General features: G+C 44.0%; 23 protein-coding genes. 17 read left to right on the forward strand and 6 right to left on the reverse strand.

What is annotated here, in order from left to right; genetic code table 11:
- The first annotated feature begins 7 nt into the window (after window positions 1-7).
- The 5 genes from G573_RS0105010 (at window position 8) to G573_RS0105030 (ending at window position 3326) form a co-directional block, all read left to right on the forward strand.
- Entirely contained in the window at window positions 8-424 is a 417-nt protein-coding gene (locus G573_RS0105010; RefSeq protein WP_027975684.1) for a F0F1 ATP synthase subunit epsilon, read from the forward strand.
- Window positions 425-632: 208 nt separating this feature from the next.
- The gene (locus G573_RS0105015) at window positions 633-866 is read left to right on the forward strand and encodes a DUF1146 family protein (protein ID WP_037586774.1); all 234 of its coding nucleotides are present in this window, start codon (window positions 633-635) and stop codon (window positions 864-866) included.
- A gap of 67 nt (window positions 867-933) precedes the next feature.
- On the forward strand, window positions 934-2205 hold the full coding sequence (gene murA / locus G573_RS0105020; RefSeq protein ID WP_027975686.1) for a UDP-N-acetylglucosamine 1-carboxyvinyltransferase: 1272 nt from the start codon (window positions 934-936) through the stop codon (window positions 2203-2205).
- Between the two features lie 2 nt (window positions 2206-2207).
- Complete coding sequence (locus tag G573_RS0105025; protein WP_027975687.1) at window positions 2208-2396, forward strand: DNA-directed RNA polymerase subunit beta; 189 nt, start codon at window positions 2208-2210, stop codon at window positions 2394-2396.
- 48 nt (window positions 2397-2444) lie between these two features.
- Entirely contained in the window at window positions 2445-3326 is an 882-nt protein-coding gene (locus G573_RS0105030) for a DNA/RNA non-specific endonuclease (RefSeq protein WP_027975688.1), read from the forward strand.
- An 85-nt stretch (window positions 3327-3411) separates the two neighbouring features.
- Here the strand turns inward: G573_RS0105030 and G573_RS0105035 are convergent, their stop codons facing one another.
- The 4 genes from G573_RS0105035 to G573_RS0105050 all read right to left on the reverse strand — a co-directional run bounded on the left by G573_RS0105035 (window position 3412) and on the right by G573_RS0105050 (window position 6697).
- Window positions 3412-4062 carry an amino acid ABC transporter permease gene (locus G573_RS0105035; protein WP_027975689.1) on the reverse strand — a complete coding sequence of 217 codons (651 nt, stop codon included), beginning with the start codon at window positions 4060-4062 and terminating at the stop codon, window positions 3412-3414.
- 13 nt (window positions 4063-4075) lie between these two features.
- Window positions 4076-4780: an amino acid ABC transporter permease gene (locus G573_RS0105040; RefSeq protein ID WP_027975690.1), complete on the reverse strand. Its 705-nt coding sequence runs from the start codon at window positions 4778-4780 to the stop codon at window positions 4076-4078.
- 310 nt (window positions 4781-5090) lie between these two features.
- Window positions 5091-5909 (reverse strand): transporter substrate-binding domain-containing protein, encoded by an 819-nt coding sequence (locus G573_RS0105045; RefSeq protein ID WP_027975691.1) that lies wholly within the window; start codon window positions 5907-5909, stop codon window positions 5091-5093.
- Window positions 5910-5929: 20 nt separating this feature from the next.
- Window positions 5930-6697 (reverse strand): amino acid ABC transporter ATP-binding protein, encoded by a 768-nt coding sequence (locus G573_RS0105050; RefSeq protein WP_027975692.1) that lies wholly within the window; start codon window positions 6695-6697, stop codon window positions 5930-5932.
- Between the two features lie 349 nt (window positions 6698-7046).
- Here G573_RS0105050 and yycF point away from each other — a divergent pair, with 349 nt between their 5' ends.
- From yycF to pheT, 10 genes are all read left to right on the forward strand, one after another.
- A complete protein-coding gene (yycF, locus tag G573_RS0105055; protein ID WP_027975693.1) occupies window positions 7047-7754 on the forward strand; it encodes a response regulator YycF in 708 nt (235 codons plus the stop codon).
- A complete protein-coding gene (vicK, locus tag G573_RS0105060; protein ID WP_027975694.1) occupies window positions 7747-9099 on the forward strand; it encodes a cell wall metabolism sensor histidine kinase VicK in 1353 nt (450 codons plus the stop codon). Before yycF ends, vicK begins: the two co-directional genes overlap by 8 nt.
- Complete coding sequence (locus G573_RS0105065) at window positions 9096-9899, forward strand: MBL fold metallo-hydrolase (protein WP_027975695.1); 804 nt, start codon at window positions 9096-9098, stop codon at window positions 9897-9899. Before vicK ends, G573_RS0105065 begins: the two co-directional genes overlap by 4 nt.
- Window positions 9900-9910: 11 nt before the next feature.
- Window positions 9911-10276: a YbaN family protein gene (locus G573_RS0105070; protein WP_027975696.1), complete on the forward strand. Its 366-nt coding sequence runs from the start codon at window positions 9911-9913 to the stop codon at window positions 10274-10276.
- A gap of 85 nt (window positions 10277-10361) precedes the next feature.
- A complete protein-coding gene (gene rnc / locus G573_RS0105075) occupies window positions 10362-11057 on the forward strand; it encodes a ribonuclease III (protein ID WP_027975697.1) in 696 nt (231 codons plus the stop codon).
- Window positions 11057-14593, forward strand: coding sequence for a chromosome segregation protein SMC (smc, locus tag G573_RS0105080; RefSeq protein WP_027975698.1), 3537 nt, complete (start codon window positions 11057-11059; stop codon window positions 14591-14593). The genes rnc and smc overlap by 1 nt, the downstream gene beginning before the upstream one ends.
- 173 nt (window positions 14594-14766) lie before the next feature.
- Complete coding sequence (locus G573_RS11705; RefSeq protein ID WP_281168696.1) at window positions 14767-14889, forward strand: hypothetical protein; 123 nt, start codon at window positions 14767-14769, stop codon at window positions 14887-14889.
- 105 nt (window positions 14890-14994) lie between these two features.
- Complete coding sequence (gene pheS, locus G573_RS0105090) at window positions 14995-16038, forward strand: phenylalanine--tRNA ligase subunit alpha (RefSeq protein ID WP_027975699.1); 1044 nt, start codon at window positions 14995-14997, stop codon at window positions 16036-16038.
- Window positions 16035-16550: a GNAT family N-acetyltransferase gene (locus G573_RS0105095; RefSeq protein WP_037586777.1), complete on the forward strand. Its 516-nt coding sequence runs from the start codon at window positions 16035-16037 to the stop codon at window positions 16548-16550. The genes pheS and G573_RS0105095 overlap by 4 nt, the downstream gene beginning before the upstream one ends.
- 169 nt (window positions 16551-16719) lie before the next feature.
- Window positions 16720-19125, forward strand: coding sequence for a phenylalanine--tRNA ligase subunit beta (gene pheT, locus G573_RS0105100; RefSeq protein ID WP_027975701.1), 2406 nt, complete (start codon window positions 16720-16722; stop codon window positions 19123-19125).
- Window positions 19126-19233: 108 nt separating this feature from the next.
- Here pheT and G573_RS0105105 read toward each other — a convergent pair whose 3' ends face one another.
- Both G573_RS0105105 and G573_RS0105110 read right to left on the reverse strand, forming a co-directional pair.
- Window positions 19234-21783: a bifunctional 2',3'-cyclic-nucleotide 2'-phosphodiesterase/3'-nucleotidase gene (locus tag G573_RS0105105; RefSeq protein WP_027975702.1), complete on the reverse strand. Its 2550-nt coding sequence runs from the start codon at window positions 21781-21783 to the stop codon at window positions 19234-19236.
- A 257-nt stretch (window positions 21784-22040) separates the two neighbouring features.
- Complete coding sequence (locus tag G573_RS0105110; protein WP_027975703.1) at window positions 22041-22589, reverse strand: TetR/AcrR family transcriptional regulator; 549 nt, start codon at window positions 22587-22589, stop codon at window positions 22041-22043.
- Between the two features lie 274 nt (window positions 22590-22863).
- Between G573_RS0105110 and G573_RS0105115 the strand changes: the two genes are divergently transcribed.
- Complete coding sequence (locus G573_RS0105115) at window positions 22864-23565, forward strand: ABC transporter ATP-binding protein (RefSeq protein ID WP_027975704.1); 702 nt, start codon at window positions 22864-22866, stop codon at window positions 23563-23565.
- 13 nt (window positions 23566-23578) lie between these two features.
- Window positions 23579-26215, forward strand: a complete 2637-nt coding sequence (locus G573_RS0105120; RefSeq protein WP_037586779.1) for an ABC transporter permease — start codon at window positions 23579-23581, stop codon at window positions 26213-26215.
- Window positions 26216-26238: the final 23 nt, after the last annotated feature.

Genomic DNA, 26238 nt, shown 5'->3' on the forward strand with positions numbered 1-26238 from the left:
TGACCAAATGGCAGAAATGACTGTACAAATCGTGACACCTGACGGTTTAAAATACGACCATCATGCTAAATTTATTCTGGTCAAGACGCCCGATGGGGAAATGGGTATCTTAGCTAACCATGAAAATTTGATGGCACCGCTGGAAGTTCACGAAATGAAAATCCGGCGCATTGATGATGATAAGCATGTGGACTGGGTAGCGGTTAATGGCGGCATTATTGAGATTAAGAATAATCTTGTGACCATTGTTGCTGACTCAGCTGAGCGTGAACGTGATATTGATGTGTCTCGGGCTGAGCGGGCTAAAATCCGGGCTGAAAAAGAAATCGAAAAAGCTAAAGAAGAACATCGCATTGATGAAGTACAGCGTGCACAGGTTGCTCTTAGACGAGCCCTTAATCGTATCAATGTCGGTTCCAAATAGCAGCATGAAACGTATAAAGGACAGCTATTATGGCTGTCTTTTCTGCTTTTTGCCGAAGTAACAGGGCACTAAGAGACAGTGCTTTAATCCCTTTTTTGACCTTCGCAAGAGTGCAAAATTCAACTGTTCTTGGTGAAACTTGAGTGTGACTCCAAAATCTTTATTTTTCTAAGTACAGTCCAATCCTCTTTTTTGGTATAATAGATTCATGGATATTTTAAATAATGCTGTCATGCTGACAAGCCACTTGATTTTCATTGCTATTTTTTATCATTTGCTCATCAATCTGTTTGATTGGGGAAAAATTATTAAAAACAGCTCTGAGAATGTGAGCCGCTTAAAGTTATTTTTATTATTTGTCAGTATTGCCGTTGGTTATATGACCAGCAGCTTTATCTGGTCTGTGATTTCCTTGAGTCAGGATCTCTTTTTTGCGGTTTAATTAATTCGTCCTGATGGGTTTATTATGGTATAATGCAAGAATAACAATACAGTGAATGGAGAAATTCGTGGATAAAATTATTATTGAAGGCGGAAAAACGCAGCTTAAGGGTGACGTTATTATTGAGGGGGCTAAAAATGCTGTTTTGCCCCTTTTAGCAGCTGCTATTTTGCCGACAGAAGGACAGACTCTGCTGGAAAATGTTCCGATTCTGTCAGATGTGTTTACAATGAATAATGTGGTACGCGGCCTCAATGTCAAAGTGGATTTTAACGAGGCTAACAACCAGGTCTCGCTTGATGCGACGGGAGATATTCTTGATGTGGCGCCTTATGAATATGTCAGCCAAATGCGTGCCTCAATTGTTGTTTTGGGGCCTATTTTGGCCAGAAACGGTCATGCTAAAGTTTCTATGCCGGGCGGCTGTACCATCGGAAGCCGTCCTATTGATCTGCATCTTAAAGGCTTGGAGGCCATGGGAGCTAAGATTGAGCAGGCTGGCGGCGATATTACGGCAACAGCTGAGCGTCTCAAGGGAGCCAATATCTACATGGACTTTCCAAGTGTCGGTGCAACGCAGAATCTGATGATGGCTGCTACCTTGGCAGAAGGAACGACCATTATTGAAAATGCTGCGCGTGAACCTGAGATTGTTGATTTGGCCAATCTCCTCAATAAAATGGGAGCAAGGGTCATCGGTGCGGGGACCGAAACTTTGACTATTATTGGTGTTGACAAGATGCACGGTGCTAAGCACAGTGTTGTTCAAGACCGGATTGAAGCCGGAACTTTTATGGTGGCAGCTGCTATGACCAGCGGCAATGTCTTAATCAGAGATGCTGTCTGGGAGCATAACCGCCCGCTCATTTCTAAGTTAAGAGAAATGGGAGTGCAGGTTACGGAAGAAGACGAAGGGATTCGTGTGGTTTCTGATGTGACTAAATTAAAACCAGTTACTGTTAAAACCATGCCGCATCCCGGTTTCCCAACAGATATGCAGGCCCAGTTTACAGCCTTGATGGCTGTTGTTCAAGGGGAGTCTACTATGATTGAGACTGTCTTTGAAAATCGTTTCCAGCATTTGGAAGAAATGCGCCGCATGGGACTGACATCAGAGATCTTAAGAGATACTGCTATGATTCACGGCGGCCGCCGGCTTCAGGGAGCACAGGTGATGTCAACCGATCTGCGTGCCAGTGCTGCGCTTATCTTGACAGGCATGGTAGCAGATGGCCGTACGATTGTTGGCAATTTGAATCATTTGGATCGCGGTTATTTTCAATTTCATGAAAAATTAGCTAAATTAGGTGCAAGTATTCAGCGTGTTAATGGAGACTGACAATGAACAGCGGATGGAAATATGTTCGTAATCAATTAGCTTTTGTTATTCTGATAGCTATTTTATGCCTTATCTTTTTAGCGGTCGGGCTGATGTTTGGCTACAGTTTCATCGGCGAAGGCAAGGATCCTTTGTCTGTTTTATCTTGGGATAAGTGGCAGTCGCTGATTGATAAATTTACAGGAAAGTAGGGGTTCCCTGCTTTTTTGCTGACATATTTAGGATAATGAGGAAACTTTATGGCGAGAAAGACTTATAGAACTAAGAAACAGACCAAACTGCTGATCTCTGTACTCGCTGCCTTGCTCTTGCTGCTTTTGACCTATATTGCAACGGATGAGCGGATTGCCGACAGCAATCCGATAAAGCAGGCGGCTCAGCTGGTGACAGGGAAAAAAGAAACTCCGGAAATTCCCTCAAATGGCTCCCAAAGCAATCAGGTTGCTCCCAGTCAAGAGCTGGCTAATACAGTCCTAACGGCTTCTGTTAAAAAAGCATTGGGTTCTCATATTGAATGGAATGGTGCGGGTGCTTTTATCATTAATCATAATAAGACCGCCCTTAAGGCTGATGTTGCCAGTCTCCCTTATGCCAACAATAAAACAAAGACAGTGCAGGGGGAGACCGTTCCGACAGTAGCCAATGCACTGTTGACCAAGGCAACACGTCAATACAGAAATCGCGCAGAGACAGGAAATGGGACAACTGACTGGCAGCCTGCGGGCTGGCATCAGCTGTATCGCCTGAGCGGCGATTATGATCATGCGGTTGACCGCGGACATTTACTGGGGTATGCTTTGGTTGGCGGTCTAAAAAGCTTTGATGCATCAACAAGTAATCCTCGGAATGTAGCGACACAAACAGCCTGGTCCAATCAAGCCAGCCGTTCGGATTCAACCGGGCAAAATTATTATGAGACAATAATCAGAAGAGCTCTGGACAGCCGTAAGCGTGTTCGCTACCGCGTAACTCTTCTCTATGAAGGCAATAATATTTTGGCGAGCGGCAGCCATTTAGAGGCTAAATCTTCTGATGGCAGCTTAGAATTTAATGTTTTCATTCCAAACGTTCAAAGCGGTCTGACCTTTGATTATGCCACGGGTCAGGTTAGAACCAATTGAAAATCAAAAAAGTGCTGGATTAACAGAGGTTATCACTGTGAGTCCGGCACTTTTTAGTGTATTTGAAAATGAAAAATTTATATTTTTAGTCAGCAGCCTGTTCCCACCGTTTAGCAAGGCGGCGTGAGAAGCTTGAAATGATAAAGTTGATAACAAAATAGGTTGCTGCAACGATACCATAAAGCGTAAAGACTTGATCAGCTTCAAAATACTGCCCCATGAGAATCTGGCTCTTGCCAAACAGCTCTTGGAGAGCGATAACAGAATAAAGGAAGGAAGTATCCTTAATCACAGTAACGAACTGAGAAATGATAGCAGGCAGCATCTTTCGGACAGCTTGCGGGAAAACGATGTAAATGAAAATCTGGAAATGCGTGAATCCCTGAGCCAGACCTGCTTCTGTCTGTCCATTATCAATAGCGTTTAAACCGCCGCGGACAATTTCTGCCAAAGCAGCAGAGGTAAATACAGTAAAAGCAGTAATACCGGCAGGTGTTGATTTCATCTGAAAGACTAAGAAAACAATGAATATCCACAAAAGATTGGGAACATTTCTGACAAATTCGATGTAAATGCTGGCTATCCATCTGAGCAGTTTATTTTTACCATTGCGCATAACGGCTAAAATAGTGCCGAAAATCGTTGACAGGACAATAGAAATAAAGGAGATATAAAGCGTTAACCATAAACCCTGAAGTAAGAAATTAATATTTGTTGATGTTAAGAGTTCTTTCATGTGTTAACCTCCTTTATAAATTGTAAGCCTTTTTGTTGGCCTCTTCTTTGCGGCGTGCCCAAGTTGCAAGCGGGAAACACATGATAAAGTAAAGAAGAGCGGCACCGGCAAAGGCCGGAACATAGTTGGTGGTATCATAGGCCCAGGCCTTGGCTGTAAACATAATATCTGCACCGGAGATGATGGCCACCGTTGATGTGTTCTTGATGAGATTGACCACTTGGTTTGTCATCGGCGGTAAAATGGTGCGAATAGCCTGTGGCAGAATAATCAGACTCATTGTTTCACGATAGCTGAAACCTTGAGACAGAGCTGCTTCTGTCTGTCCTTTAGGAACAGACTCAATGCCGGAACGAATGACTTCTGCGATGTAGGCACCATGGTAAATGCCCACACAGAGAACGGCGGTGAAAAAGGCAGAAATCATAAGAGCTCCGCTTGTTAGAATGGCTAAGCCATAATAAACAAAAACAAACTGCACCAGCAAGGGGGTATTTTGAAAAACTTCAACATAGATACGAGCCAGTCCTTTAAGGACCTTACTTTTAGAAGATCCCATTGCCCCGAAGATAATGCCTAAAAGCAAAGACAGAAGCAGGGCAAGAATTGACATTTCAAGGGTATAAAGGAAACCTTTTAAGAATTCTCCAAAGTTGGCAAAGAAGGCTCCCCAGCGGCTCAAAGCAAAAGGCCCAGAGGCGGTTGTGAGTAATATCATAATGTCTCCTTTAATTAAGATACAAAGAGCGTGAAGAAATCCGTATAAAAATAGGAAACGGACGCCGTGTCGTTAAGACACAAGGACGTTTATCTTTTTTACTAGGATTTTAGCTCGTGTTCAATTAACAAGATACGGCAGAGGATTGTTATCTAAGTGCTTTGCACTTGATAACAAACGCCAATCACCATAGTGAATTGGCTGCCTCTCCCGCTAACGTCGTTTGGTTAGTAAGATCGACCAACTAAACGACGTGTCGCAAAGGGCGTTTCACATTCGTATAAAAATAGGAAATGGACGCCGTGTTCAGTTACTTCTGAGTGTCCGGCTCGGCAGATTCAAGATTGTATTTGTCATAAATCTTTTCCAGACTCTTGTCAGCAGACCATTTATCAAGTAATTGATTGACGTATTTAGTCAATCCGGTGTTTGATTTTTTAGTAGCAATTCCATACTCTTGTGTGTTGAAACCTGCCTTAAGCAGCCGTGACTGCTTGCTGACATAGCCGGTCAGGATTGACTTGTCAACCGAGAAGGCATTGATACGCTTAGAGTAAAGAGAAATGGCTAATTCCGGAAAACTTCCCAGCTGAACATATTTAAATTTTAAATGATGTTCCTTAGCATAGACCTCAAGACTGGCCTTGGTCGTTGCTCCCTGAGAAACACCGATAGTCAGACCGTCCAGATCAGAGATTTTTGAGATTTTGCTGGATTTGCGAACCAAAAAACCAATCTGGTCGTAATAATACGGCTTAGATATACTGTAAGAAGCCTGACGCTCCGGCGTGATGGTATAAGTGGCGATTACCAGATCAACCTGCCCATTATCCATAAGCGGTTCACGCGTCTGTGTGGTAACAGGGACAAGCTCCAGTTTAACGCCGATTGATTTGGCAATCTTGCGGGCAACATCAATCTCCATTCCTTCATACTTGCCAGTTTCAGCACTGTAGTATCCAAAATTAGGTACATCTTGCTTAACACCGACTTTTAGGACGCCGGCTTTTTTAATTTTCTGGACTTCTTTCACAGAAGATGTGTCCGCAGAAACCTTTGAGACACCTGCAAAGCTGACAAACAAGATGAGAAGGAGACTGATTGCAGCTATTATTTTTTTAACATTCATAGACTTTCTCCTTAAATACCCTAATCTTTAGTAGTCACACGGTCGCTGGTGTGGTTGATGACCTTGCTTAGGAATTGTTTGGCACGCGGATCTTTTGGATCTTCAAAGAAACCTTTGACATCCGTTGTGTCTTCCAGAATTTCTCCGTCTGCCATGAAGATAATGCGGTCGGCAACCTCCCGGGCAAATCCCATTTCGTGGGTTACCACAATCATATTCATGCCTTCCAAAGCGAGATTTTTCATAACGGCCAGAACATCACCAATCGTTTCAGGGTCAAGGGCAGAAGTCGGCTCATCAAAGAGCAGAAGCTCTGGGTTCATGGCAAGTCCGCGGGCAATAGCAATCCGCTGTTTTTGTCCGCCGGAGAGCATACCCGGATAGGAATCCTTGCGATCCCACATATTAACATAGGTTAAATATTTTTCAGCGATAGCATTGGCCTTATCCTTGTTCATGCCTAATACTTTTATAGGAGCCAATGTAACATTTTCTAGCACAGTTTTGTGAGGATAGAGGTTGAAATGCTGGAATACCATGCCAACTTCCTTACGCAGCTGAACCAAATCTTTATTAGAAGCGTTAGTGAGTTCATGCCCGTTAACAATGAGTTCACCAGAGTTAATCGATTCGAGGGCGTTTATGGTGCGAATCAGCGTGGACTTGCCGGAACCAGACGGCCCAAGCAAAACGACGACCTGCCCTTTTTCAATTTCTAGGTTAATGTTGCGAAGGGCGTGGTAATCCCCGTAATATTTTTCGACATTTTTGAAGGTAATCAGCGCCATAGTCTTCTCCTTGTTTAACATAAATTCATTGTTAGCTTTTCTAACATTGTATAAATATACTACCATACAAATTTTTTCTTGTCAAATGTTATCAGAAAATTCAGTAAGATAACTTTTTATAATATTTGAAATAAACTTGTTGGTTTTCATTTGTTAGTGATTTTGGTATAATCGAATGGAGATTACTTTGAACAATAAGGTTTGAAGTAAAATAAGAATGGTTCTGATGCCGGGAGAATTCTAATCAGTTTGAAATAAAAGTCAGATAATTATTAAAAAGTATTCTGATTTCTGAAATTTCTTACTTATTTAATGAAGCCTGGTTAGAACCATAAGTGAGGTATTCATAATGAAGAAAATTTTAATCGTTGATGATGAAAAACCAATTTCTGATATTATCAAGTTTAACTTAGCCAAGGAAGGTTACGATACGATTACGGCCTTTGACGGGCGTGAAGCGCTGAGTAAGTATGAAGAGGAAAATCCTGATTTGATTATTCTTGATTTGATGCTGCCGGAATTAGACGGCCTGGAAGTGGCCAAAGAAGTTAGAAAAAGCAGCCATGTGCCGATTATCATGCTTTCGGCCAAGGACAGCGAGTTTGACAAGGTCATCGGACTGGAAATCGGTGCGGATGACTATGTGACAAAACCTTTCTCAAACCGTGAGCTGCTGGCTCGCATCAAAGCTCATCTTCGCAGAACGGAAAATATTGAAACAGCTGTGGCTGAAGAAAATGCTTCAGGTATGCCAGAGATTGTTATCGGTGATTTGCAGATTTTGCCGGATGCCTTTGTTGCTAAAAAGCATGGTGAAGAAGTAGAACTGACGCATCGGGAGTTTGAACTTCTGCATCATCTGGCAACCCATACGGGTCAGGTGATGACGCGTGAGCATTTGCTGGAAACAGTTTGGGGATATGACTACTTTGGCGACGTCAGAACTGTTGATGTGACTGTCCGCCGCCTGCGTGAAAAAATTGAAGATACACCGAGCCGTCCGGAATATATCCTGACGAGACGCGGTGTTGGTTATTATATGAAATCATATGACTAATACGTTTGACTCAAGTCCTTTATTTTTACGAATATTATTAGCAGTTTTACTCATTCTGCTTTTTATTTATTTTGTCTTTTTAAATTACAGAGAGTATAAGAACAACAATCACATTAAGCTGTTAAATGCTAAGGTCCGTTCTTTGATTGCCGGGGATTATACCGAAAAGTTAAAGATCAAGGCCAATCCGGAATTATCGGAGCTGGTCAGAAATGTCAATGATTTGTCTGAGGTTTTTCGTTTGACCCATGAAAATCTGGCTCAGGAAAAAAACCGTCTGACTAGTATTTTGGCCTATATGACGGATGGTGTGCTGGCGACAGACCGCAGCGGAAAAATCACCATGATTAACGATATGGCTCAAAAGCAGCTCAACTTAACCCGTGAACAGGCTTTGGAATACAATATTCTTGATATCCTGGATGATGACAGCTATACTTATAATGATCTGATTACTAAAACGCCGGAGATTGTTTTGAACCGCCGCGATGAGTATGATGAATTTATTACCCTGCGGATTCGCTTTGCCCTCAATCGGCGTGAGAGCGGCTTTATTTCGGGTTTGATTGCTGTTTTGCACGATGCTACTGAACAGGAAAAAGAAGAGCGTGAACGCCGCCTCTTTGTTTCCAATGTCAGCCATGAACTGCGCACACCGCTGACTTCTGTAAAATCATACTTGGAAGCCTTGGATGACGGTGCGCTGACCGAATCGGTCGCTCCCAGTTTCATCAAAGTTTCACTGGATGAGACTAATCGAATGATGCGGATGATTACCGACCTGCTCAGTCTGTCGCGTATTGATAACCAAACCAGCCGCTTGGATGTTGAGCTGACTAATTTTACGGCTTTTATGGACTATATTCTCGATCGTTTTGATCAAATTCAAAGCCAGCAGTCCGGCGGTAAGGTCTATGAGATTGTCAGAGATTATTCTGACAGCTCTGTCTGGATTGAAATTGATACCGACAAGATGACTCAGGTGGTTGATAACATTTTGAACAATGCTATTAAATACTCTCCTGACGGCGGTAAGATTACGGTCAATATGAAGACAACCGATACACAGGTCATTCTCTCCATATCGGATCAGGGTCTGGGAATTCCTAAGAAAGACCTTCCTCTTATTTTTGATCGTTTTTATCGAGTTGATAAAGCGAGAAGCCGGGCACAGGGCGGCAGCGGTTTGGGACTTGCGATTGCCAAAGAAATTATTAAACAGCATAACGGCTTTATTTGGGCCAACAGTGAAGAAGGCAAGGGCTCAACATTTACCATTGTTCTGCCTTATGAAAGTGATAATGGTACAATTGATGAATGGGAGGAAGATGAAGACGAATCATGACAGAAACAGGTTTTAAATACAGTATTCTGGCTTCTGGCTCAAGCGGCAATAGTTTTTATCTTGAAACTCCTCAGAAAAAAATATTAGTGGATGCAGGGCTCTCCGGTAAAAAAATCAGTCAGCTGATGGCGGGGATTGACCGAAAATTAGATGATGTCGATGCTATCTTGATTACGCACGAACACAAGGATCATATCCATGGTGTCGGTGTTTTGGCCAGAAAATACGGCTTGGATATTTATGCCAATGAAGAAACCTGGCAGGCGATGGACGGCCTCATCGGCAAGGTTGATACCAGTCAAAAGCATCTTTTTGAAATGGGGAAAACACTGACCTTTGGCGATATTGATATTGAGAGTTTTGGTGTCAGCCATGATGCGGTTAAACCGCAGTTTTACCGTTTTATGAAAGATGGAAAGAGCTTTGTCATGCTGACAGATACCGGTTATGTCAGTGACCGAATGGCAGGTCTTATTGAAAATGCTGACGGTTATCTGATCGAGTCCAATCATGATATTGAAATTTTACGCTCCGGTGTTTATCCATGGCGGCTGAAACAGCGGATTTTGTCAGATAAGGGCCACCTTTCAAACGATGACGGTGCAGAAACCATGATCAGAACGCTGGGCAATAAAACGAAGAAAATCTATTTGGGCCACCTCAGTAAGGAAAATAATATTAAGGAACTTGCTCATATGACAATGGAAAATGCTCTCATGCAGGCGGATTTGGCTGTGGGTCACGATTTTAAAATTTATGATACCTCGCCTGATACACCTCTGCCTTTAACCAAAATTTAGACAGACAGGCTATGAAAAGTTTATTTTATTTAATTGCAGGCTGTATGAGTTTTGCTGCAGGTTTGATCGGTATAGTGCTCCCTGTCATTCCGACAACACCTCTTTTGCTGTTAGCCGGTTTTTGCTTTGCCAGAAGTTCCAAGCGGTTTGAAAAATGGCTGCGTTCCAGCAACATTTATCAATTCTATGTAGCTGATTATGCAGAAAGTAAAAGTATTTCTGCTAGCCGTAAGAAAAAGATTGTCCTGCAAATTTATCTGCTGATGGGCATTTCCATTTATTTTGCCCCTCTCATCTGGGTGAAAATAGGCCTCTTTTGCTTAACCCTATTTATCACCTACTATCTTTTCAGGGTCATTCCTGATAAGGAAGAATAAAGAAAGAGGATTACTCAGAATTAGCCGTTCTGGGTAATTTTTGCTATAATAGAATGGTCTAACGACAAGAAGAGAAAGGAATTATATGAAAGCATTAGAAAAAAAATTAGCCAAAGATTTTAATATCATCTTTGCTGATAAGGAACTGCTGGGAACTGCTTTTACGCATACCAGCTACGCTAACGAACATCGCCTCCTAAACATTTCACACAATGAACGCTTGGAATTTTTAGGAGACGCCGTTCTGCAACTGACGATTTCGCGTTACCTGTTTGAAAGATATCCGCAAAAGGCAGAAGGGGACTTATCTAAAATGCGTTCAATGATTGTCCGTGAAGAAAGTCTGGCCGGTTTTTCCCGAGACTGTGAATTTGATCGCTACATCAAATTGGGCAGGGGTGAAGAAAAATCAGGCGGCCGTAAGCGCGATACCATCTTAGGTGATCTATTCGAAGCCTTTTTGGGTGCACTTTTATTGGATGCAGGCATTGAAGCTGTTGAGGCTTTCCTCAATCAGGTAGTCATTCCGCAGGTTGAAAACGGCAATTATGAGCGTGTTACCGATTATAAGACAGCCTTGCAGGAACTTTTGCAGGTAGATGGTGATGTTTTCATTGATTATGAAGTCTTAAAAGAATCAGGGCCGGCTCATGCCAAGTATTTCGAGGTCGCTGTTGCTGTCAATCATGAACAATTAAGCAGCGGGTCAGGCCGTTCTAAAAAGTTAGCAGAGCAAGAAGCAGCCAAAAATGCGCTTGAAAAACTTCAACGAGGTTCCTAATGTTTTTAAAAGAAATTGAAATGCAGGGATTTAAGTCTTTTGCTGACAAGACCAAGGTTGAATTCGACAGAGGCGTAACGGCCGTTGTCGGTCCCAATGGTTCCGGCAAAAGCAATATTACCGAAAGTCTGCGCTGGGCTTTGGGGGAGTCAAGTGCCAAGAGTCTGCGCGGCGGTAAAATGCCGGATGTTATTTTTGCCGGGACTGAAAACCGCAAGCCTCTCAACTATGCCCAGGTAACGGTTGTCTTAGACAACAGCGATGCCTTTATCAAGAACGCTCAGGAAGAAATTCGGGTGGAGCGTCATATTTACCGCAACGGAGACAGTGATTATCTGATTGACGGTAAAAAGGTCCGTCTGCGTGATATTCATGATTTATTTATGGATACCGGCTTAGGCCGGGATTCTTTTTCAATTATTTCGCAAGGGCGGGTTGAAGAGATCTTCAACAGTAAGCCTGAAGAACGCCGTGCTATTTTTGAAGAGGCAGCCGGTGTTTTAAAATACAAAACACGTAAAAAAGAAACCGAGTCTAAACTCAATCAAACCCAAGACAATCTAGACCGTCTGGATGATATTATCTATGAGCTGGAAACACAGATTAAGCCGCTGGAGAAACAGGCTAAAACGGCCAAGGAATTTTTAGTCTTAGAAGCAGAGCGTAAGGAAAAGCAGCTGGATTTACTGGTTTATCAGATTTTACATCATAAAGAGCAGCTGAATGATCATCAAGACCGCCTAACAGCGATCAAACAAGCTCTTCAGACCTATTACCAAGAGCGCGAGCAGCTGGAGGCTGGGAACCAGCAGTTAAAAGGAAAACGCCATAATCTATCCCAGCAGATCGACCAAAAACAAAGCGAACTTCTTGAAGTGACCCGCCTCATCAGTGATTATGAACGTCAGATTGAGCTTATCAAGCTTGAATCCAGTCAAAAGGCAGAAAAGAAACAATCCACTCAGGAAGCACTGTCTCAGCTGCTTAGTCAAAAGGATGCTCTTAAAAGTGAAGTTGCTGAGAAAGAGCGTGCTTTAGCTGATTTGGAAATGCAAGGTCAGCAAAAGAAACAGGCTATCGAGGATTTAGAGGCTGAATTGTCGCGTTTTTCAGCGGATCCTGATCAGATGATTGAAAACCTGCGTGAAGATTTTGTCAAGCTCATGCAGGAAGAAGCAGATGTGTCCAATCAGCTGACTATTTTAACAACGGAAATTGAAAGTCAAAAGCAGGAGTCAGAAACTAAGACTGCTGAAGTCAAGCAGTTAAAAGCAGACTTAGATAAGACCAATCGGCAGGCGGAGAAAGAGGCAGAGACCCTAAAAGCTGCCAAGGACAAAGTCCAAAAACTGCTGGCAGATTATCAAGAAAAAGCTCAGCTCGTCCAAAATCTGGAAACTGATTACAACAAACAGCAGGATCTGATGTTTGCCCTGCTGGATGAGCTGAAAGAAAAAAGAGCTCGTCAGCACAGTTTAGAGTCCATTCTAAAAAGTCATAGTAATTTTTACGCCGGGGTCAGGTCAGTCTTGCAGCAGGCAGATCACATTCAAGGTATTATCGGTGCGGTCAGTGAGCACCTGACCTTTGACAAAAAATATCAGACGGCTCTGGAAATTGCTCTGGGGGGCAGCAGCCAGAATATCATTGTAGAAGATGAGGCGGCAGCTAAACGTTCCATCAATTTCTTGAAGCAAAACCGTCAGGGCCGTGCAACCTTTTTGCCCCTGACAACGATTAAGCCGCGGCGGCTGTCTGAACAAAATCAAAGCATTTTGACATCCAGCCAAGGTTTTCTTGGTTTAGCCCGTGACTTGGTGAGTTTTGATGCGCGTCTGGCCGGTATTTTTGGCAACTTGCTGGGAGTTACGGCTATCTTTGACAGTGTCGATCATGCTAATCAGGCTGCGCGAAAACTGCGTTATCAGGTGCGCCTTGTGACACTGGACGGGACAGAAATTCGTCCGGGAGGTTCATTTTCAGGAGGTGCTAACCGTCACAATAACAGCACTTTTATCAAACCTGAATTAGACAGTCTGACCAAAGAATTAACGGCTTTAGAAGACAAGCAGAGCCGACAGGAAAAAAAGGTCAGCCAGCTTAAGCAAGACTTAGACGGTCAAAGAGCCGGGCTTTTGGAGCTCCGGGAAGAGGGAAACCAAGCCAGATTGTCTGAACAAAAAGCCGATTTGGAATACCAGCAGCTAAAAGCCCGCTTAGAGGAGCAAAGTCTCCTTTATCAGCAGCTGACGCAGGCTGACAGGCTGGATTCTGCACTCAATTTAGAAAAAGAAAAAGAAGAGCTGGAAGCAAGTCTTCAAAAAATAACTGACGCTAAGGAAAAGCTCAGCCAAGAAATTGCCCGGTTCAAGGAAGACAAGGACAGCATTCAGCAAAAGACTGCTGATCTTAGTCAGCAATTATCTGCACTGCGTCTGTCCGAACGCGATTTAGCCAATACACAGAGATTTGAAAAAAGCAATTTAAACCGACTGCTTACGAACTTATCTGAGCTGGAAAACCAGGAAACTACCATGGCTCAGCTTCTCAGCAGTCAGGAAGAAGACTTGGATGAACAGCGCCTGCCAAGGCTCAAAGACCAGCTGGCAGCCAGTCAGGCTAAAAAAGAAGACAATGAAAAAGCTTTGGTTCGCCATCGTTTTGAATTGGAAGACTGTGAAGCGCAGCTGGAAGAAGTTGAAACCAGTCTCCTTAAGGCCAACCAAAAAAATGAAGAACTCATCCGCAGCCAAACTCAGCTGGAAGCTAAAATTGATCAGATATCCGATCAGCTGCGCCGCTTTGCAGGCAGTTTGGCTGAGGATTATCAGCTGAGTTTAGATGAGGCGAAAAAGCAGGCTCAGGCGGTAGACAATCCAGAAGCAGCCAAGGCTCATTTAAGGCAGCTAGAAAAACAAATTAAGCAGCTGGGTCCGGTGAATCTGGATGCCATTGATCAGTATGAGGAAGTTTTCGAGCGCTTGAACTTTTTGAATGGGCAAAAGGATGACTTGGTTCGTGCCAAAGATCTTTTGCTGAGCACGATTCATGACATGGATAATGAGGTGAAGGCGCGCTTTAAGACGACTTTTGAGGCCATTCGGGAGAGCTTTAAGATGACCTTTACGCAGATGTTTGGCGGCGGAAGTGCCGATTTGCTGCTGACTGACGGCGATTTGCTGACAGCTGGTATTGATATTTCGGTGCAGCCGCCCGGCAAGAAAATTCAATCCCTCAATCTGATGTCAGGGGGGGAGAAAGCTCTGTCAGCCTTAGCCCTTTTGTTTGCCATTATCCGCGTGAAGACGATTCCTTTTGTGATTTTGGATGAGGTTGAGGCGGCCCTTGATGAAGCCAATGTCAAACGCTTTGGCGATTACCTCAATCGTTTTGACAAATCCAGCCAGTTCATCGTTGTTACTCACCGCAAAGGAACCATGTCTGCGGCTGACAGCATCTACGGAGTAACCATGCAGGAATCGGGCGTTTCAAAGATTGTCTCGGTTAAACTTAAAGACGTTGATACCGTTTCTTAAGCAGGACCATGGATTTTTTGCTGAAGGAGCGTACCTGATTTTTGTTCTTTGCTGAGCAATAATTTTAAGGCGGCTATTGTGAAAGTCTTTGAAATTTGATAAAATGATAACAATTGAATAAAAAAGTCTATGAGATTAGTAACTTTATGGCAGTCTGACAGGGAATGCGAGCCGTGACTGGAAGCTCGCTGGATGAAAGTTTAGTGAATTCACTCAGGCATAAAGACTTGGAAATTAAGGTCTGGCAGATGCTGGATAAAAAACGGATGGTACCGCGTGTCAACGCTCCGATGTGAGCAGTGACAGGCGGTTTTTTAATGGATCGGCAAAGCCGGTATATCATTAAAAATTCCTTACAGCCAGTTCAGAACCGCTTATTTATACCTTATACGGAGGGAAGTATGGATTTACAAGAACAGTTAGAAGAATTACGAACGAGCACACAGGCGCAGCTGCAGGCCATTAAGGCTGAAAATGCCAAGGAACTGCAGGATCTGCGGGTCAAGGTTCTGGGGAAAAAAGGCTCCCTGACCGAACTTTTAAAAGGTCTCAAAGATCTGCCCAATGAACTGCGTCCGGTTGTTGGTAAACAAGTGAATGAAGTTCGCGATGTCTTGACCAAGGCCTTTGAAGAGCAGGGCAGGATTCTTGAGCAAGCTCAGATTCAAGCTCAATTGGAGTCGGAGTCTCTGGATGTCACCCTGCCGGGGCGTCAGATTTCGATTGGCAACAGGCACGTGCTCAGTCAGACCAGCCAAGAGATTGAAGATATATTCTTAGGTATGGGCTATCAGGTTGTTGATGGGCTTGAAGTGGAGCAGGACTACTATAACTTTGAACGGATGAATCTGCCTAAAGACCATCCGGCGCGTGATATGCAGGATACTTTCTATATTTCTGAAGATATTTTGCTTCGGACGCACACCAGTCCTGTGCAGGCTCGTACTCTGGATAAGCATGATTTTTCAAAAGGTCCGCTTAAGATGATTTCACCGGGGCGTGTTTTCCGCCGCGATACTGATGATGCGACCCACTCACATCAGTTTCATCAGATTGAAGGCTTAGTCGTCGGGAAAAATATTTCTATGGGCGACCTTAAGGGAACGCTTGAGCTGATTAGTAAAAAGATGTTTGGTGAGGACCGCAGTATTCGTCTGCGTCCGTCTTATTTCCCATTCACGGAACCTTCTGTGGAAGTGGATGTTTCCTGCTTTAAGTGCGGGGGCGAAGGCTGCAATGTCTGCAAGAAAACCGGCTGGATTGAAATTCTGGGCGCCGGCATGGTTCACCCAAGGGTTTTGGAGATGGCAGGTGTGGACGCTGAAGAATACTCAGGCTTTGCCTTTGGTCTCGGTCAGGAGCGGATCGCCATGCTCCGCTACGGTATCAATGATATCCGCGGTTTCTACCAAGGCGACAGCCGCTTTACGGAGCAGTTTAAATGATAACAATTGAACCGATTTTATTAGAAGAAGTTGAGACTTTAAGAGAGCTTGCCATAAAAACCTTTCGTGAAACCTTTGAGCACGATAATACGGAGGAGCAGCTGCAAGCACTTTTTGATTCGGATTTTTCAATTGATGTTTTGTCTAAAGAGCTGGTGAATCCTGAATCTCATAACTATTTTCTTAAAGTAGACGGCAGTATTGCTGGTTTTATCAAGATGAATCAAGGATCAGCTCAGACAGAACAGAAGCTTGATAATGCTATTGAAATTCAGCGAGTCTACATTCTCAAAGCTTTTCAAGGGCAGGGTCTTGGAAAGAAACTTCTGGAATTTGCTCTTGAGAAAGCCTATGCTTCAGGCTGTGACTGGGCTTGGCTGGGCGTTTGGGAATATAATTTTAAGGCTCAGGCCTTATACAAGAAATACGGTTTTGAGCGTTTCAGTCAGCACACTTTTATGGTCGGTGATAAGGCCGATACGGATTGGCTGCTGAAAAAAAGTCTCAAATAAGCATCAATCTGCCAATCAGATTTCAAAACTAAGAAGGAAGGAAGAAAAAAACCTCTTGCGGAAAGTTGACTGTTAAAAACTTTCTTGCTTGACATGGAGCTGTCTTTATCACTAAAGATGGACTATTTTCGCCTTGTCACAAGGCAGGAGGTTTTTTAACGTTTTTATTATGTTAGTAAGTTATAAATGGTTAAAAAAATTGGTTGACATTGATGTTCCCAGTCAGGAATTGGCTGAGAAGATGTCAACAACAGGTATTGAAGTTGAGGGGGTTGAAGTACCGGCACAAGGGCTTTCTAAGCTTGTTGTCGGTCAGGTGCTTTCTTGTGAGGATGTTCCCGAGACCCATCTGCACCTTTGTCAGGTAGATACCGGCGATGAGGAACCTCGGCAAATTGTTTGCGGGGCTCCTAATATAAGAGCTGGCATCAAGGTAATCGTAGCACTGCCGGGAGCGCGCATTGCGGATAATTACAAGATCAAAAAGGGTAAGATCCGCGGCATGGAATCGCTCGGCATGATCTGCTCTCTCCAAGAGCTGGGACTGCCTGATTCCATTATTCCTAAGGAATTTGCGGACGGTATTCAAATTTTGCCGGATGAGGCTGCAGCTGGAGACAGTATTTTCCCTTATCTTGATTTGGATGATGAAATTATTGAGCTGTCCATTACGCCTAACAGAGCAGATGCCCTGTCCATGCGCGGTGTCGCCCACGAAGTGGCTGCTATCTATGATAAAACCGTTCATTTTGAAGAGAAGACGCTGCATGAAAGCGAGCAAAAGGCAGCTGACCGTATCAAGGTGGCTATTGAATCTGATGGTGTTCTGACCTATAAGGCTCGTGTCCTTGAAAATGTTACGATCAAACCAAGTCCCCAGTGGCTGCAAAATGTATTGATGAATGCCGGTATCCGTCCAATTAATAATGTTGTTGATGTGACCAATTATGTTTTGCTGTATTTTGGTCAGCCCATGCATGCCTTTGATCTGGATAAGTTTGAGGCTGATACGATTACTGCCCGTCAGGCGCGTGAGGGTGAAAAACTCGTGACCCTTGACGGTGAAGAGCGCGACTTAATTGATGAAGACCTTGTTATCACCGTAGCAGACAAGCCGGTCGCTCTGGCAGGTGTCATGGGCGGTGCCTCAACTGAAATTAGCGCTGCTTCTAAAAATGTGGTTCTTGAGGCTGCTGTCTTTGACGGTAAGGCTGTCCGCAAGACCAGCAGCCGCCTAAATTTGCGCTCTGAGAGTTCATCGCGGTTTGAAAAGGGTGTTAACTACAGTGATGTCGCCAAGGCTCTTGATTTTGCGGCTGCCATGATTGCTGAATTAGCTGACGCTCAAGTTCTGTCCGGTCAAGTGAGCGCAGGTTCTGTACCAACAGACGATGTGGAAGTGTCAACAACCCTTGATTATGTTAATGTTCGTCTGGGAACAGAATTGACTTTTTCTGATATCGAAACCATCTTTGCCCGTTTAGGATTTAGCCTTAGCGGAAATGAGACAGCTTTTAGCGTTTCTGTTCCGCGCCGCCGCTGGGATATCAGCATTCAGGCAGATTTGGTTGAGGAAATTGCTCGGATTTACGGCTACGATAACTTACCAACAACACTGCCAAAAGCTGACGGAACCGTGGGGGAACTGACCCAGGCACAAAAACTCCGCCGCAAGGTAAGAAGTCTGGCGGAGAGTGCCGGACTGTCAGAAATGATTTCTTATGCTCTGACAACTCCGGAAAAGGCGGTAGCTTTCACACCCCATCCGACAAAACTAACAGAACTGCTCTGGCCGATGACGGTTGAACGCTCAGTCCTGCGTCAAAACATGGTCTCGGGTATGCTTGACACCATTGCCTATAATGCAGCCCGTAAGAGCAGCAATCTTGCTCTCTATGAGATTGGTAAGGTATTTGAACAGACGGCTGATCCTAAAAGGGATCTGCCTAAGGAAGTTGATACCTTTGCCATGGCTCTGACAGGCTTGACTGCGGCAAAAGATTTTCAAACACAGGCGACCCCAGTTGATTTCTTCTATGCCAAGGGTATTGTTGAAGCCATTTTGGACAAACTTGGTGTCAGCGCCCAATTTACAGCGACAAAAGAAATGGCTAATATGCATCCGGGCCGCACAGCCCTGATTGAACTTGACGGACAGGTTATTGGCTATCTGGGCCAAGTTCACCCGCAGGCCGCTAAAGATTACAATGTTCCTGAAACTTATGTGGCAGAACTGAATCTAGGTGCTCTGCAAGCAGCTCTGAAAACAGATATCGTCTTTGAAGATATCAGTAAATTCCCGGCTGTTTCCCGTGATATTGCCTTGCTGCTGGATGAAGCTGTCAGCCATCAAGAAATTGTTGATGCTATCCAATCAGCAGGTGTGAAACGCTTGAGTGCTATCAAACTCTTTGATGTGTACGCCGGCATCAATCTTGGACAGGGTAAAAAATCCATGGCTTACAGCCTGACCTTCCAAAATCCTGAAGCCAGTCTAACCGACGAAGAAGTTGCCAACTATATGGCTAAAATCACTAAATCTCTGACAGAAGTGCTCGGGGCAGAAGTACGCTAAAGTAAACTAACTGATGCTGATAATGAAAAAAGGGTGGAGAAGAACCTGCAACATTGTGGTTCTTCTCCACCCTTTATCATGTTTTATCTCGCTTGTAAGGACTAGGGGTTAGTCTTTCTTATTTTTCTTAATAAAGAGGCCTGCCAAAGCGACGAAAGTGCAGCCGAATAAACTGTATAAAACACTGCTAGATGAGCTTGTGTGCGGCAAAGATGATTTGCTTGCTGCTTGGAGACCGCTGGTTTGAGCCGGGTCTGCTGTTCTCAAGGATGTATCAGTACTGATAGGTTTAGCAGCGGCTGCTTGGGTTTGCGCGTAAGCCTTGGCAACCAGATTGTAGATGTCTTGCTGTCTGTCCGGAGTAAGAGAAATCGTCATTTCCGGCTTAGTATTTGCTGGAGCGGGTACTTTAGGCTCCATGTAGGTATAGCGATATTCTCCGAAACCTTGAGAAGCTGACGAGCCGACATAGGAAATATCAGCATGGTCTGCTAGGTATTTGCGGGCATTCTCAGACGAGAGAAAACGGATATCTAAGCCTTTGATACTGTCCGTAAATGACCAGTTGTTATCAGCCGATGGATTGATGGTTTTTTCAGAGACAATATAGTCAATGATGACTTGGCGGTTTTCCAGATTGAGCAGGCGTTTTTCTGCAGCATCTCTGACACCTGGGAAATTGCCTGTTGCCCGGTAGTTATTGCTGATGACGATAAAGGTTTGGTTAGGGTCAATAGGCTGCCCTTTATACTTGAGTTCACGGACACGGCTGGCAGCAGGATTGATTAGCTTACCCTCCTCATCATATTTGTTGGGCTGCGTGACATCAAATTGATAGGTCAGCCCGTCAATCACGTCAAAGTTATAGGAGCGGTAGTTACTGTTAATCAGCTGCTGCGGTTCGCTCTTATTAGGATCAATTTGATTAAATTGTCCGGCAGACATTTCCAGCCATTCCTTAATCTGAGCCCCTGTCAGTTTAATAATGGCAGTGACATTATCGTAGAGGTAGAGATCGGCAACGTTTTTAATAGCAAGCGCCCCGGCTGGAATATCGGTATAGTAGCTTGCATCTCCGCGTGTACCGGCTTTAAATGGTGCAGCGGCTGAGAGGATTGGAAGGTTGGCATCAGCAGTGCCGGCTAATTCTTTCTTACCGTACCAGAGCTGTGCATTATTGACAATTTGAATAGACGGATCATCAAGCACTTGAGCAAAGTAGCTGTTAATTGGTGCAGTTGTTTGGCCAACTTTTTGACGGACATAGTCGATGGTGCCTTGGTGCTCTTCTTTGACCATATCAATTAATTCTTGATCTGCAATAGGAGAAGCCGTATCAATTTTGCGGAGCTTAGATTTGCTGCTTGTTACCTGCCACTTACCCTCTTTATAAGTGAGGGTCAAGTCCATAATGCCAAGGTGGTCGCCAAATTTTCCGGCCATGACCACCGGTTTGCCGTTAATGAGGCCGTTGATATCATCAACGCCGCTGTATTTAGCATAAAAGCTTGTTCCGTCACCATTAGGGAAATCAGCGTGCGAATGTCCGGTAGCAACAGCGTCAACACCATCGATACCCGCAAGGAAATAGCCTTCATTTTCTTCGCCGTTTTCATACTGGTCATCACCAATACCGGAATGCGCCAGAACCAAAACGATATCAGCGCCAGCGTCTTTCATGCTTGGGACAATAGCTCTAACAGCTTCAACCGGGTCATCAACAGTCACCTTGCCTTCAAGATTGGCCTTATCCCAGACCAAAATCTGCCTTGGCAGAACGCCCGTAATCCCGACTTTAACGGTCGTTTGCCGGCCTGCTGTGTCTGTAAAGACTTTGTTGAGAATGATATAAGGCTGGAAATAATACTGGCCTGTTCGCGCATCACGGACATTGGCGTTGATGATAGGGACGTCTGACGTATTGACCATGCGGTTAAGAAAATCAAGTCCGTAGTTAAACTCGTGGTTGCCCAGAGTTTCGGCATCGTAGCCCAGTTTTTCAAAAGCCTCATACATAGGGTGGGTCTGGCCCTCTTTAACCGGATTGATGAGAGCCTTGTAGGTACCAAAAGGTGTTCCTTGAATGGTATCCCCGCTGTCAACGAGGACGATGTTGCTGTTTTCCTTGCGGGCTTCTTCAATAAGTATGGCTGTCTTAGCAAGCCCCACCGTCTGAGAGACCTTATCCTGATAATAGTCGTAGTTGACCAGATTGGTGTGGAGGTCAGTTGTTGAGAGGATGCGCATGTCAACGGTTTGCCCTTCAACCGGATCAGGGGTTTTAACAGCTTCTTTGACCGGAGCAGCTGCGGTAACCGGTGTACTTACTTTAGGCGCAGGCTCAGCAGCTTCATTTGTCGCAGTTTCTGCGCTCTTTTCAGCTGAGGGAAGAGGCTCGGCAGCGGAGGTTTCAGCTGTTTGGGCTTGTACAGGAGTTGGGGATGCCTGTGCAGGTGCACTGTCAGGAACTTCCGGAGCCGGTAAAGCAGTGTTTCCCTGATTATCTGCAACGGCTGTGTTGCTGCTTGCTGCCGGTGAAGCAGCACTGATGTCATTGGCAGCAGGTGTTTCATCGGCTTTAGCGATGAGGCCTGCACCGCTGGCTGCAGCAAAGAGAGAAAGCACTAAGACGCTCTTAGACAAATAATGTTTCGACATAGTAATCTCCTTTATTTAAAAATGATCCTTTGCTTTTTATTATACAAAAAGAAAACCCTCTCAGAAAGATGAAAAGCGAAAAAAGGTGTAAAAAATAGGTAAAAGCCGGATTTCTGTCCAAATTTTTGGAAGGTCAAGATAGAGATTAGTGTTTTGCGGAAATAAAAATTAAACTAGGAAGACCAAACAAAAAGGCTGAAAGCAAAACCATCAGCCCTTTCATTTGTCATCAGAGGATTCTCAATTTTTAGTACTGTCTAATAAAGGCCGAAGATATGATCAATTTTGGTAATCATTGCGGCAATGTCTTCCGGTGCTTCGCGGACGCCATTTCTTATCCAGAGGACAACAATGCTCTCAATAGCTGCGCACAGGCTGCTGATCGCATAGGTTTCAGGCAGATGAATGCCGTTTTGAAGTCTTTTGACCGAAGATGGATTGCTGCGAATAACTTCTTCTAAAAAATGGCGAACCTTCTTGGGAAAATCAATAAAAGACAGGTGGGAAACAATTTTGAAGAAACCTTCATAATCTTCTTTGACATGATACAGAGCTTTGATGATGGACTCTTGGTCGGCGAAACTGTTGTTGGTGAAAATAGCAGCGAAACGGTGGGTGACCTCCTGAGCGATGGAATTTGTCAGATCGTTTTTATCTAAGTAATGCAGGTAAAAAGTACCGCGGTTAATGCCGGCCAGATCTGTAATGTCACTGATGGTAATTTCAGCTAAACTTTTTTTCTCAAGCAGGGTAATAAAAGCTGCTTTTATTTTTTCTTCACTTTGCGTTTGACGCGCTTGGCTCATTGATGACTCCTTTTAACTAAGATACTAAGGCGTAACCGGCACAAAGCAAAATAGGAGGTTCGACGAAGCGTCACAGGACGCTAGGAGAAGCTGTCTTTTTGCACAGTGTCGTAGCCGTGTTCGATTACATAAGAAATGCAGGACTTGAAAAAATAATTTCTTAAATCAACAGAATGTTTATTTTTGTTCTTGTCATTTTGTCACGAGCATTATACAATAAGCACCGTATTAAATCAACAGGCTGTTCAGCCTGACTATTGGAAAGGAAATTCCTATGGCTTATATCGAAGTGAAAAATACTTATAAACGCTATCAAACAGGCGATACAGAGATTATGGCTAATAACAATGTTAATTTTACAATTGAAAAAGGCGAGCTGGTTATCATTTTAGGCGCTTCAGGCGCCGGCAAGTCAACAGTGCTGAATATTTTAGGAGGCATGGATACCAGTGATGAAGGGCAGGTTATCATTGATGGCAAAGACATTGCCGGCTACAATGCCAAACAGCGCACAAGCTATCGCCGCACAGATGTCGGTTTTGTTTTTCAGTTTTACAATCTGGTGCCCAATTTAACAGCTAAAGAAAATGTGGAGCTTGCTTCAGAAATTGTCTCTCATGCGCGTGATGCTGCAGCTACACTTGAGAGTGTGGGTCTGGGAAAACGTCTCAATAATTTTCCGGCGCAGCTCTCTGGCGGTGAGCAGCAGCGTGTAGCTATTGCACGGGCTGTGGCTAAAAATCCTAAGATTCTGCTCTGCGATGAACCGACAGGAGCACTTGACTACAAGACAGGCAAGCAAGTGTTAAAAATTTTGCAGGATATGTCGCGCAAACAAGGCGCAACGGTCATTATCGTTACGCATAACAGCTCGCTTGCGCCGATTGCTGACCGTGTCATTTATATGCATGATGCCCAAGTGACGGACGTTAAAACGAATCCCTCTCCGCAGGATATTGACCTGATTGAATATTAGGAGGCAGGAAACGATGAAGAAAACTTACTGGAAAGATATTTGGCAGTCAATTCGAAAATCCAAGGGCCGTTTTCTGTCTATCTTGCTTTTGCTGATGCTGGGCTCCTTTGCCCTCGTAGGTCTCAAGGTGACCGGTCCTGATATGAAACAATCAGCAATTGGCTATTTAGATAAGCATAAAACTCTGGATTTAGCGGTTATTGCTGATTACGGACTGAGTAAGGACGACGAGCAGGAATTAAACCGCCTGAAACAGGCTCAGGTGAGCTATGGTTTCATGACTGATGTAACCATTAAAGATACTGATTCTGCCGTCCGTGTCTGCTCTAAGGCTGATAAGATATCAACTTACACCGTCAATTCAGGGCGTCTGCCTAAAAGCAGCGATGAAATTGCGCTGGATATAACACTGAAAAAGGACTATAAAATCGGTGACAGCATTTCCTTTACACAATCTGAAAAAGGTCTGTTAAAGAAGACGGTTTACCGAGTTGTCGGATTCGTGACCTCATCTGAAATCTGGTCCCGAACCAATATGGGAACATCAACGGCTGGAGACGGTTCTCTGTCCAACTATGCTGTAGTAGCTGATACGGCTTTTAACAGTGATATTCCGACGATTGCCCGTATCCGCTATGACGATTTAAAGAAGCTTAATCCTTTTTCGGATGCCCACAGCAAAAAACTGAGAGCGCATCAGGATGATTTGGACCGCATTCTTAGTGATAATGGCCAACAGCGCTTAGAAAAGATGCAGGCAGCTGCTCAGAAAAAAGTTGATGACAGTCAAAAACAGCTAAAAACAGCTAAAGATCAGCTGATGCTTCAAAAAAGTGCTCTTTCTTATTTGTCCGGCAGTCCATTAGCCGCTGCGCAAAAAGCTGTTGCAGAAGCGGAAAAGAAAATTAGCAAGAGTGAGGCTGACATCAAGAAGGCTAAAGCCGATATTGCTGCCATGCCCGAGCCGTCATATCATACTTACAACCGCTCGACTCTGCCGGGAGGAGGAGGCTATCAGACTTTTTCTTCCAGCTCTGACAATGTCAGTGCAATCGGCAATCTTTTTCCGGTTGTCCTCTATCTTGTCGCTGTTTTGGTAACTCTTACGACGATGACGCGTTTTGTGGATGAGGAGCGAACAAATTCAGGTGTTCTGAAAGCTTTGGGTTACTCAGATAAGGATATTATCAGAAAGTTTGTCATCTATGGGGCCATAGCCGGCTTGATTGGTACGGTTTTAGGCATCTTAGCAGGTCACTATGTTTTAGCGCCCATTGTTGCCAACACGACAACCAGCAGCCTGACGTTTAATCAGATGCATTACTATTTTTACTGGAATTATAGTTTGCTGGCGCTTGCAGTCGCTTTCTTAAGTACTGTTTTGCCGGCTTTCTTGGTCGCCAAAAGAGAACTGACAGAAAATCCTGCTCAGCTCTTGCTGCCTAAACCGCCTGCTAAGGGGGCTAAAATTTTATTGGAAAGACTTCCTTTTATCTGGAATCGTCTGAGCTTTACCTATAAAGTAACCGTCAGAAATATTTTCCGCTACAAACAGCGTATGTTCATGACAGTGTTCGGAGTTGCCGGCTCAGTTGCCCTGCTCTTTGCCGGACTGGGGATTCAGTCTTCTTTAGGAAAGGTGATCGATAATCAATTTAAGCAGATTACGCCTTATAATTTATTACTTGTAAAGAACAGTAGAGCGGCAGAAACAAAGGAAAAAGCTCTTGCTGAGGCTTTGGATGATAAAGCTATTTCACAAAAGATGGCTGTTTTCTATAAACAAATTGATGAGGAGATTTCAGGGCTTACTGACAAACAGACCGTTTCTCTGGAAGTGACTGACCGTAACAATCTGGACGGTTTCATTAATCTCAAAAATGTAACAAACGATCAAAAACTCAATCTGACTGACAGCGGGGTCGTTATAACGGAACTTTTAGCCAGATATTATCATGTTCAGGCCGGTGACAGCTTCAACTTCAGAGATGAAAACGGGAAAAAGATTCGTTTGAAAGTTTCAGCAGTAGCCAAGATGAATGTCGGACATTATCTCTTTATGACAGACGATTACTACCAAAAGAAGTTTGGTGAAAGAGCTGAGAAGAACGCCTGCCTTATCAATCTCAAAGATGATCGTCCAGCCAATATTTCCGATCAGGCAACAAAACTGCTGGCTATGGAGGGTGTCGCTGCAGTTTCCCAAAACTTATCCATTATTGACACCGTTGAGGTAGTTGTGATGTCTCTCAATGGGGCTATGACCGTTTTGGTTGTGACATCCATGCTGTTAGCTATAGTGATTCTCTATAATTTGACTAACATCAATGTAGCTGAGCGTATTCGTGAACTCTCAACCATCAAGGTGCTTGGTTTTTATAATCAAGAGGTTACCATGTATATTTACCGGGAGACGGTATCTCTGTCCTTCATCGGTATTTTGCTGGGGCTGTTGGCCGGTCACTATCTTCACCAAGTTATTATGCGCATGATTGGCAATGATAATATTATGTTTAGCAATATTATTGACGGTTACATTTACGCTGTTCCGGTGCTTACCGTTGCTTTCATTCTGCTGGCTTTGGGATTGTTAGTCAACCGCCGCTTAAAGCATCTGGATATGCTGGAAGCACTGAAATCAGTTGACTAGAAAGGGCAAAAATAGCAGTAAAA

This window comes from Streptococcus devriesei DSM 19639 (genome assembly GCF_000423725.1).
Lineage (GTDB): Bacteria > Bacillota > Bacilli > Lactobacillales > Streptococcaceae > Streptococcus > Streptococcus devriesei.

Bases quoted from the DNA above. Each gene is read 5' to 3' on its own strand.
- G573_RS0105010 (WP_027975684.1), top strand. From the start codon at position 8: ATGGCAGAAATGACTGTACAAATCGTGACACCTGACGGTTTAAAATAC.
- G573_RS0105015 (WP_037586774.1), top strand. From the start codon at position 633: ATGGATATTTTAAATAATGCTGTCATGCTGACAAGCCACTTGATTTTC.
- G573_RS0105025 (WP_027975687.1), top strand. From the start codon at position 2,208: ATGAACAGCGGATGGAAATATGTTCGTAATCAATTAGCTTTTGTTATT.
- G573_RS0105030 (WP_027975688.1), top strand. From the start codon at position 2,445: ATGGCGAGAAAGACTTATAGAACTAAGAAACAGACCAAACTGCTGATC.
- G573_RS0105035 (WP_027975689.1), bottom strand. From the start codon at position 4,062: ATGAAAGAACTCTTAACATCAACAAATATTAATTTCTTACTTCAGGGT.
- G573_RS0105040 (WP_027975690.1), bottom strand. From the start codon at position 4,780: ATGATATTACTCACAACCGCCTCTGGGCCTTTTGCTTTGAGCCGCTGG.
- G573_RS0105045 (WP_027975691.1), bottom strand. From the start codon at position 5,909: ATGAATGTTAAAAAAATAATAGCTGCAATCAGTCTCCTTCTCATCTTG.
- G573_RS0105050 (WP_027975692.1), bottom strand. From the start codon at position 6,697: ATGGCGCTGATTACCTTCAAAAATGTCGAAAAATATTACGGGGATTAC.
- yycF (WP_027975693.1), top strand. From the start codon at position 7,047: ATGAAGAAAATTTTAATCGTTGATGATGAAAAACCAATTTCTGATATT.
- vicK (WP_027975694.1), top strand. From the start codon at position 7,747: ATGACTAATACGTTTGACTCAAGTCCTTTATTTTTACGAATATTATTA.
- G573_RS0105065 (WP_027975695.1), top strand. From the start codon at position 9,096: ATGACAGAAACAGGTTTTAAATACAGTATTCTGGCTTCTGGCTCAAGC.
- G573_RS0105070 (WP_027975696.1), top strand. From the start codon at position 9,911: ATGAAAAGTTTATTTTATTTAATTGCAGGCTGTATGAGTTTTGCTGCA.
- rnc (WP_027975697.1), top strand. From the start codon at position 10,362: ATGAAAGCATTAGAAAAAAAATTAGCCAAAGATTTTAATATCATCTTT.
- smc (WP_027975698.1), top strand. From the start codon at position 11,057: ATGTTTTTAAAAGAAATTGAAATGCAGGGATTTAAGTCTTTTGCTGAC.
- pheS (WP_027975699.1), top strand. From the start codon at position 14,995: ATGGATTTACAAGAACAGTTAGAAGAATTACGAACGAGCACACAGGCG.
- G573_RS0105095 (WP_037586777.1), top strand. From the start codon at position 16,035: ATGATAACAATTGAACCGATTTTATTAGAAGAAGTTGAGACTTTAAGA.
- pheT (WP_027975701.1), top strand. From the start codon at position 16,720: ATGTTAGTAAGTTATAAATGGTTAAAAAAATTGGTTGACATTGATGTT.
- G573_RS0105105 (WP_027975702.1), bottom strand. From the start codon at position 21,783: ATGTCGAAACATTATTTGTCTAAGAGCGTCTTAGTGCTTTCTCTCTTT.
- G573_RS0105110 (WP_027975703.1), bottom strand. From the start codon at position 22,589: ATGAGCCAAGCGCGTCAAACGCAAAGTGAAGAAAAAATAAAAGCAGCT.
- G573_RS0105115 (WP_027975704.1), top strand. From the start codon at position 22,864: ATGGCTTATATCGAAGTGAAAAATACTTATAAACGCTATCAAACAGGC.
- G573_RS0105120 (WP_037586779.1), top strand. From the start codon at position 23,579: ATGAAGAAAACTTACTGGAAAGATATTTGGCAGTCAATTCGAAAATCC.